The sequence below is a fragment of the uncultured Chitinophaga sp. genome (assembly GCF_937874145.1).
GTDB lineage: Bacteria > Bacteroidota > Bacteroidia > Chitinophagales > Chitinophagaceae > Chitinophaga.
Genome location: NZ_CALNBI010000429.1, coordinates 1 through 8,018 on the forward strand (window position 1 = coordinate 1; position 8,018 = coordinate 8,018).

The 8,018-nt window shown below is 52.5% G+C and carries 7 protein-coding genes; 2 read left to right on the forward strand and 5 right to left on the reverse strand.

The genetic code is table 11. The features are described from left to right. Positions 1-291: hypothetical protein (locus tag Q0510_RS20335; protein ID WP_298715758.1), on the forward strand; the 291-nt coding region annotated here is incomplete at its 5' end. 125 nt (positions 292-416) lie between these two features. On the opposite strand, the gene Q0510_RS20340 is transcribed toward Q0510_RS20335, so the two are convergent. From Q0510_RS20340 to Q0510_RS20360, 5 genes are all read right to left on the reverse strand, one after another. Further along, on the reverse strand, positions 417-1,721 hold the full coding sequence (locus Q0510_RS20340) for a hypothetical protein (protein WP_298715759.1): 1,305 nt from the start codon (positions 1,719-1,721) through the stop codon (positions 417-419). Positions 1,722-2,172: 451 nt separating this feature from the next. Continuing rightward, a complete protein-coding gene (locus tag Q0510_RS20345; protein ID WP_298715761.1) occupies positions 2,173-2,910 on the reverse strand; it encodes a DUF1080 domain-containing protein in 738 nt (245 codons plus the stop codon). A gap of 5 nt (positions 2,911-2,915) precedes the next feature. Continuing rightward, positions 2,916-4,202, reverse strand: a complete 1,287-nt coding sequence (locus Q0510_RS20350) for a Gfo/Idh/MocA family oxidoreductase (RefSeq protein WP_298715763.1) — start codon at positions 4,200-4,202, stop codon at positions 2,916-2,918. Between the two features lie 60 nt (positions 4,203-4,262). After that, positions 4,263-5,765, reverse strand: a complete 1,503-nt coding sequence (locus Q0510_RS20355; RefSeq protein WP_298715765.1) for a sigma 54-interacting transcriptional regulator — start codon at positions 5,763-5,765, stop codon at positions 4,263-4,265. A gap of 4 nt (positions 5,766-5,769) precedes the next feature. After that, on the reverse strand, positions 5,770-6,864 hold the full coding sequence (locus tag Q0510_RS20360) for a VWA domain-containing protein (RefSeq protein ID WP_298715767.1): 1,095 nt from the start codon (positions 6,862-6,864) through the stop codon (positions 5,770-5,772). A 152-nt stretch (positions 6,865-7,016) separates the two neighbouring features. Here Q0510_RS20360 and Q0510_RS20365 point away from each other — a divergent pair, with 152 nt between their 5' ends. Then, a complete protein-coding gene (locus Q0510_RS20365) occupies positions 7,017-7,859 on the forward strand; it encodes a sugar phosphate isomerase/epimerase (RefSeq protein WP_298715769.1) in 843 nt (280 codons plus the stop codon). The last annotated feature ends 159 nt before the right edge of the window (positions 7,860-8,018 follow it).

Consider the following 8,018-nt stretch of genomic DNA (forward strand, 5'->3'; position numbering starts at 1 on the left):
CGAGTGGCTAGGCAGAGGTCTGCAAAACCTCGTACAGCGGTTCGAATCCGCTCGGTACCTCTTCTGAAACCCGCCTTCATGGCGGGTTTTGCTTTTACTGCTAGGCCCGCGCAGTACCGGAAGGCAAATCTTAATCTATATCAATCTATACAGATTGCATGTACACGAAAGTACCTTCCTTCAACACCCAAACCCGCAATTGGTTCTCTGCATGTCAAGCTTTTGGATGCTTTGTTATCCCATATTAATTTTCAAATTGCTAAGAAACAGGTGCTTATAAATAGTGAATAATCAATAGTGAATGATCGCCTTTTTTTATAAAAGAAGCCCGTGCGCTTGCGCGGCACGGGCATTCCCAGGTTCAGCGTAGCATCTGCCATGCTACCCCGCGCCTTCACCAGAAGGCGTTCCTGAAATTATTCATTTCCATTTGTCAAAAGGACAGTCCCCTCATATGTATCCGGAAGCGGGCCCTTACCCATGGCAATAAAAAAGATATTCAGAGGCGTTGTCACTAAAGTAGTAAAGCTTGAGTTCGTGAATACATTCCCCCACCATTGTCCACCTGTGTCTAAATAGTCATCGTTAATCGTATGGGGGCAATTCGCAAAGGCCGTCTGGTTAGCATAAGGAATACCAGGGGCCTGGCCAAGAATGGCAGAATTTTCTTTTAAAACTTTTGACGCCAGGAATACAACTTCATGGTCCTCTGTGCCCTGTGTAAATGTTTGGTCATCCGAAGACTGGAAATCAATGTTTACCAGATTGTGGGCAAATTGCGGTTGAATTATAAGATCAACCTGGCCATCCAGGGTAAATCCAACAATTTTTATCTTCCGTCTGGTGCCCAGCCAGTTTTTTGCCGTGCAGTACATTTGGGCAGTAACAAATCCTCTGATGGTATTGTTGGGTATCTGGATCGCAAACAGCCTGATCCGGCAAGAACCAATTCCATCCCCGCCAATATCTGAAGAGTTCCAGGCTTGATTTCTCACTGCAAAACGTTGTCCATTAGGGATTGCAACTGATGAAATATTCATCACTTCATTGCCTACGCTCATTAAAGTAGTATTTAGCCTGGGGACCGAATCAATTGCAGTTTGCGAGAAGGGGGCATCAAGATCGGGGTCCGAATTTACATGGATGGAATTATCCTTTCCGTTGTAAAACTTAGTTCCGCGGCCTACCAGGTTCAGTACTTCACCTGGAGTTTTGTTGAGGAAGCTCACAATTTGTGATTTCCCAAAATATATAATGTCATTTTCTACCTTCACTATTCCATGGTCGTTTACCAGGCCTGATTCCAACAATCCGGAGCAGTTCAGATTATACACTCCTGGCTGATCGGTTGGAGTAAGGGATGATTTATAGCGTTCAACTATTTTTAAAAAATCGTTATTATCATACTGCTCTTTTTTTGTCACGGAATTATCCAAATGATTAACCGCTGTTTTAAACCGCTCGTACCGGGTGCGCATAGAAGTGAACCCAATCGATTGTTCCCATTTTTCCCGGTCGGAGTTTGTCAGGTTTGATTGCTCCGAAAGCGCGGAAAAGAAGGCTTCATAGTTTTTGAATGTAAGCAGGCCATTTTCTACCTTCATTAGCTGCACTTCCTGATCCGGTACCTTCTCGGGGGAACCAGTGTTGATGTCATGTTTTGAGCAGGAAGCGAAGAAGGTCAAAATCGCTGCTACCAAGGGTACAATGCTAAATTTCATAAATCTGGGATTTGAGTTATTGATCTAATAATTATCCGCATATCAATACCAATACAGCTCAAACACCGGGACACAGAGGTTCGAAGGCCTGCCTGTCGGGGGCGTCAGTTATGCTAAATTGGTTACTATGAAGGACCGATGGGAAGGATGGTATAAGGAGGCGGATCGGTATAAACGCTTATCCGCTTAGTTAAACCAATGCTTTTCTCCTACTACTGCGTGCTAACAAAACTAAAAATCGGGTTCTCAAGGCTCCGTTGGTCAACAAAGTGAAGCGAATCTATAGAAAACAAACAAATAAAAAAAATCTAATTTGTGATTGGGCCATTCAAATCGGCCGGGCGATCAATTTACGACATGGCAGCTGCAACAGTGCGTGGTTTGTGTGTTTGTAAACATAAAAAAAGCCCGATGCGCGGTGCATCGGGCCCTGAAAATTCGGGACGGCGGATCAGAGTTTGCGCAGCCAGATATTCCGGAAGCTCACCAGGTCGCCATGGTCCTGCAAAGCAATGGGCAGATCGCCATGCTTTTCGTAAAAAGGTTTGCCGATGTACAGCGTTTTGCCGAGCAGTTCATAATTGTTCTGCACCAGCACGCCATTATGTATCACGGTAACGCGGGCGGGCGATTCCACGGTGCCGTCGCCTTTAAAGCGGGGAGCCGTGTAAATCACGTCGTATACCTGCCATTCGCCGGGCTGGCGGCAGGCGTTCACGAGGGGAATGCCCTGTTTGTAGAGGCTGCCGGCCTGACCGTTCGCGTACGTCTTGTTGTTATAGTTATCGAGCACCTGCAGTTCGTATTGTTCCTGCAAAAAGATGCCGCTGTTGCCGCGGCCCTGGCCTTCACCTTTCACCACGGAAGGGGAACGCCACTCGATATGCAGCTGGAAGTCGCCGAAGGAAGCCTTTGTTTTGATGCCTCCCTTGCCGGGCGTTACGGTCATGGCGCCGTCTTTGATGGTCCAGGGGGCGGCGCCGCCTTTTTCGGATACCCAGTTGTCGAGGTTTTTGCCGTCGAACAGCACGATAGCATCCGAAGGTGCGCTGGTGCCCGTGCCGGGCGTTACTTTAACGGGCTGCGGTTCCCATACTTCGGTGTCTTGCGGTTTGGCTTCCTGCGCGGAAGCTTGTAATGCGGGCGCGGCGAATGCTGCGCAGAGGAAGAGTTTCGTGATCCGTTGCATGTCGGTTATTTGGGAAGTTTGTAATTGTTATGATATTCGGGTGTGATGAAGGCATTGGCTTTTTTGTTGTCGAATTTGCCTTCGTAAGGGCGGAAGTAAATCCTTTCCCCGGTCCGGAATGCGATGTTGCCCATCTGTGCGTTGATGGCTACGTTGGCACCGGTGCGGATATCGCAATGGAGATCGTCGAGCTTGCGGGACTTGATCACTTCCAGCCAATTTTTTGTATGTTTCTCCAGGCCGTTGTCGTTGGCTTTCTTGCGGGAGATGCTTTCCATCTTGTCCTTCTCTGCGATCACTTCCCAACCTCCGCGGTCGAGTACCAGGGTGCCGTTGTTGCCGATGAAGGCGATGCCATGGTCGCGGCCGTAAGGGCCTCCATTGATGCCGGTAGCGTGCTCCCACTGCATGTTGAACCCGTCGAATTCATAGAGGGCGGTGAGGGTATCGGGTGTTTCGGCGGCATCGTCGGGGTAGGCGAATTTACCGCCTGCGGCTACGATGCTTTTGGGATTGGAAGCCTTCATCCCGTACAGCGCGTAATCGATGAGGTGCACGCCCCAGTCGGTCATCAGGCCGCCGGCATAATCCCAGAACCAACGGAAGTTGAAATGGAATCGGTTGGCGTTGAAGTCGCGCATCTGCGCAGGCCCCAGCCAGGTTTTATAATCCACCCCTGCCGGCGGTTTGGCGTTGTCGGCCACGGCCACGGGTTTCATCCATCCCATATATGCCCACACTTTCACCAGCCTTACTTTACCGAGCTGGCCGGAGTGTACGTAGGCGATGGCGTCGTTGAAGTGGTTCATGCTGCGCTGCCATTGCCCCACCTGCACCACGCGCCCCGTTCTTTCCTGGGCGTTCACCATGGCGCGGCATTCGGCGATCGAGTTGCCGATGGGCTTCTCCACGTATACGTCTTTCCCGGCAGACACGGCGTCGGTCATCTGCAGGCAGTGCCAATGGTCGGGCGTGCCGATCACAACGGCGTCGATATCCCTGCTTTCGAGCAGCTTGCGGTAATCGCCGTAGAGGGCGGGCTTTTTGCCGGTTTTCTTCTCCAGCTCGCCGGCGCGCCTGTTCAGCACGTTTTCGTCGATATCGCACAACGCAACGCAATTGGTTTCAGGGTGTTTGAGGAGGGCGTTCAGGTTGCTCCAGCCCATTCCGTTCACGCCGATCACGGCGATGTTTACTTTATCGCTCGGCGAAAGGGCGCGAAGGGAAGACGGCAATAGGGCAGACCCCGCCAGGAACGCGGAAGTGTTGAACAGGAAGTTCCTTCTGTGCATGTTTTCATGTTTTGACGTGGAAGTAATAATCGAATTATCAGACAAGATAAAAAATTCCCGTTATAGTTCTTCGTCGTCTTCCAGATCTTCCGAAGTGCTGAAATTCATCATAGTCCCCAGCAGGTCCGAGAACCGCGTGGCGTTCTCCATCGACTTTTTGCTGAGCAGCGAATGGGCGGCCAGCCCGTGGAGCACCATTTCCATCATGAGCAGCTGCTCTGGCCGGTTGGCTTGCGGGAAGCGCTTTTCGATCATCTCCGGCAGGCCGGTCACTTTCCGCAGCGCGGCTTCGTATTCCTTGTCCGATGCATCCTGCATGAGCTGCAACGCGTTGCCCGCATCGAACCACTGGATGACTGCCCGGTAGGGATTGAGGTCCTGCCCGCCGGACTTGCGTTTCTTGAAGGTTTCCGGGTTGGGGAAGTATTGGGCGAAGAGGGTGCGCAGGCTTTTGTCGAGCAGGTTGAGCGCCACCTGCAGCGGTCCTTCCTGTTCGCCTTCGTATACCAGTTCGATCTTGCCGGTAATGGCGGGAACGATGCCCTGGAGGTCGCTGATGCGCACGTAGGTGGAGGGCTCGCCGTGGAGAAAGGTCCGCCTTTCCGCCGCGCTCACGGCGTTTTCGAACGCGGCGATGGTCAAACGGGCGGAAACGCCGCTTTTCTTGTCGACATATTCACTTGCCCTGGCTTCGAAAGCCACCTGTTCGATGAGGCGCTTGATGAGGTCGGGCATCGTTACTTTATCCTGCTGCTCGGCATGCACGGCGGCTTCCTGTTCAGTGATGAGCAGGCTATTTTCCAGCGTTTTGGGGTAATGGGTGATGATCTGGCTCTCGATACGGTCTTTCAGCGGTGTCACGATCGAGCCGCGGTTGGTGTAATCTTCCGGGTTGGCGGTGAACACGAAAAGGATATCGAGCGGCATCCTTACCTTGAACCCCCGGATTTGTATATCGCCTTCCTGGAGGATGTTGAACAGCGCCACCTGGATGCGTGCCTGCAGGTCGGGGAGCTCGTTGATGACGAATATCCCCCGGTTCGAACGCGGGATGATCCCGAAATGGATCACGCGCTCGTCGGCATAACTCAGTTTTTCGTTCGCCGCCTTGATGGGGTCCACGTCGCCGATGAGGTCTGCTACCGAAACGTCGGGCGTGGCGAGCTTTTCGCCATACCGCGCTTCGCGGGGCAGCCATTCGATGGGGGTATCGTCGCCCATTTTGGCAACCAGGTCGCGAGCGTAGCGGGAAAGCGGTTCGTAAGGGTGGTCGTTGACTTCCGACCCGGCCACGATGGGCACGAATTCGTCGAGCAGGTCGATCATCTGCCGCGCCATGCGCGTCTTGGCTTGCCCGCGCAGGCCCAGGAACAGGATATTATGGCGGGAAAGCAGGGCTCTTTCGGTGTCGGGGATCACGGTATCGTCGTACCCGATGATGCCGGGGAAAGTGCTTTCTTTGGCTTTGAGCCGTGCGATAAGGTTCTGTCTGATCTCTTCTTTAACGGATTTGTAAGTGTGTCCGCTTTTCTTCAGCGCTCCGAGCGTTTTGATATTTTCCATGTCGTTATAACTTTTTCCTTTTTCCGTTTTCGAAATCGTGGAACAGGAACTGCCCCAGGTTGTCGGTCCCGGAAAAAAATGCTTTACCGTTATTGGTTTCCGTGAATTCGTTGACGAATTGCTGCAGCCAGGGATCTGTGGCTACCATGAATGTGGTGATGGGGATTTTCAGTTTTTTGCATTGGGCCGCGAGGTTGAGGGTCCTGTTCAGGATCTTCCGGTCGAGCCCGAAGCTGTTTTTATAATATTGCTTCCCCTGTTTGAGGCAGGTCGGCTTCCCGTCGGTGATCATGAAGATCTGCTTGTTGGGATTGCGCCTGCGCCGCAGGATGTCCATCGCCAGTTCCAGCCCCGCCACCGTATTGGTATGGAAAGGGCCCACCTGCAGGTACGGGAGGTCCTTGATCTCGATCTGCCAGGCGTCGTTGCCGAAAACGATGATGTCCAGCGTGTCTTTCGGGTAGCGCGTGGTGATGAGCTCGCTCAGCGCCATGGCTACCTTCTTGGCCGGGGTGATCCGGTCTTCCCCGTACAGGATCATGGAATGCGAAATATCGATCATCAGCACGGTGGACGTCTGTGTCTTGAAATCCGTTTCCCGGATCTCCAGATCGTCCTGCTGCATGGAAAATACCTCGATGCCATGATTGATCTGCGCGTTGCGGATGGAAGCCGTCATATCGATCTGTTCCAGCGCGTCGCCGAAGGCGTAAGGCCGGGTTTCGGCATTCTGCTCGTCGCCCTGCCCTGATTTGCGGATATTATGGTCCCCGATGCGGGATTTCTTCAGTTTCCCGAAAATTTCCTCCAACGCCCGCTTTCGGATCGTCTGCTCCGTTTTGGCGGTGATGGATATCGTCCCTTCTTCTTCATTGTCCCGGATATAACCCTTGTCTTTCAGATCCTGTATGAAATCCCCCAGCCCGTATTCCTCGCTGGTGATCTGGAATTCCTTGTCGAGCTCGGTCATCCATTGCAGCGCTTCGGAAACGTCGCCGCTGGTGTACGTCAGCAGCTGGGTAAACACGTCCAGCAGCTTCTCGAAGGATGGCTGCCCATCGTCCGACGGGTTAAAACGGGTAAAAATAAACCCTCTCATAGCCAACTAAATTACGGAAAAACAGAACACGCAATCGTTTGTCATGGCGGTATCACCTGGCGAAATACAACCGTTTGTCCGCAACCGCTTGTAAATCTGAATCATACCGTGTACTTTGTACGCATATAACGGTCATTTTAAAATACACGTCTATGATCTCAATTCGCAAATCGTTGCTGGCGCTGGGTGTTGCCGCAGCGTTGTTCGCCCAACCGGCCCTGGCGCAGAAGAAGGAAGCCAAAATGGGCTGGAAGCTCGGCGCCCAGGCCTATTCTTTCCGGCTCTTCACCCTGTCGGAAGCCCTCGACCGGATCGATTCGGCCCAACTGCAGTATGTGGAATGCTATAACGGGCAGACCATCGGCGGCGGCATCGAAGGTAAAATGGATTTCAAAATGGATGCGGCCCAAAGGCAGCAGGTGAAAGATCTTTTCAAAAAGAAGAAGAAAACCCTCGTAGCTTTCGGCGTGGTATCGCCGAACGGTGAGCAGGAGTGGAAAGAGATGTTCGAATTCGCCAAAGCGATGGGCATCCAGATCATTACATCGGAACCGCGGGTGAAAGACCTGGATGCGGTGAGCCGCCTGGCGGACGAATACAAAATCAAGGTTGCGATCCACGACCACCCCAAACCGAGCCATTACTGGCACCCCGACAGCGTGCTGGCCGCCATCAACGGCCGCAGCAAGTACCTGGGCGCCTGTGCGGACATCGGCCACTGGGTGCGTTCCGGCCTGGATCCCGTTGAGTGCATCCAAAAACTGAACGGCAAAGTGTTCAGCCTGCATATCAAAGACCTTCACGAAAAGAGCCCCAAAGGCCACGACGTTCCCTGGGGAACGGGCGTTTGCAATGTGGAAGGCGTGCTGGCGGAACTGAAGAAGCAGAACTTCAAAGGCGTATTCAGCGCCGAGTACGAATATCATTGGGAGCGTAACTGGCCCGAGATCGCCGAAGGCGTGAAGAACGTTCGCGGGATGATCGAGAAATTATAAGAATTTCAGTTAATTTTAGTAACGCCGGGCATTGTGCCCGGCGTTTTTTTATCCCTTGCTTAATGAATGACTATGATTTTTTGGGAATATGTAGTTGCCTACAGTATTGGGCTTGCGCAGGCAACCGTACTGGCGTTGATCATGTGGTGGCCGCTGTTG

Excerpts from the sequence above, each read along its gene's own strand:
- Q0510_RS20350 (WP_298715763.1), bottom strand. The coding sequence starts at position 4,202 with ATGCACAGAAGGAACTTCCTGTTCAACACTTCCGCGTTCCTGGCGGGG.
- Q0510_RS20360 (WP_298715767.1), bottom strand. The coding sequence starts at position 6,864 with ATGAGAGGGTTTATTTTTACCCGTTTTAACCCGTCGGACGATGGGCAG.
- Q0510_RS20340 (WP_298715759.1), bottom strand. The coding sequence starts at position 1,721 with ATGAAATTTAGCATTGTACCCTTGGTAGCAGCGATTTTGACCTTCTTC.
- Q0510_RS20365 (WP_298715769.1), top strand. The coding sequence starts at position 7,017 with ATGATCTCAATTCGCAAATCGTTGCTGGCGCTGGGTGTTGCCGCAGCG.
- Q0510_RS20345 (WP_298715761.1), bottom strand. The coding sequence starts at position 2,910 with ATGCAACGGATCACGAAACTCTTCCTCTGCGCAGCATTCGCCGCGCCC.
- Q0510_RS20355 (WP_298715765.1), bottom strand. The coding sequence starts at position 5,765 with ATGGAAAATATCAAAACGCTCGGAGCGCTGAAGAAAAGCGGACACACT.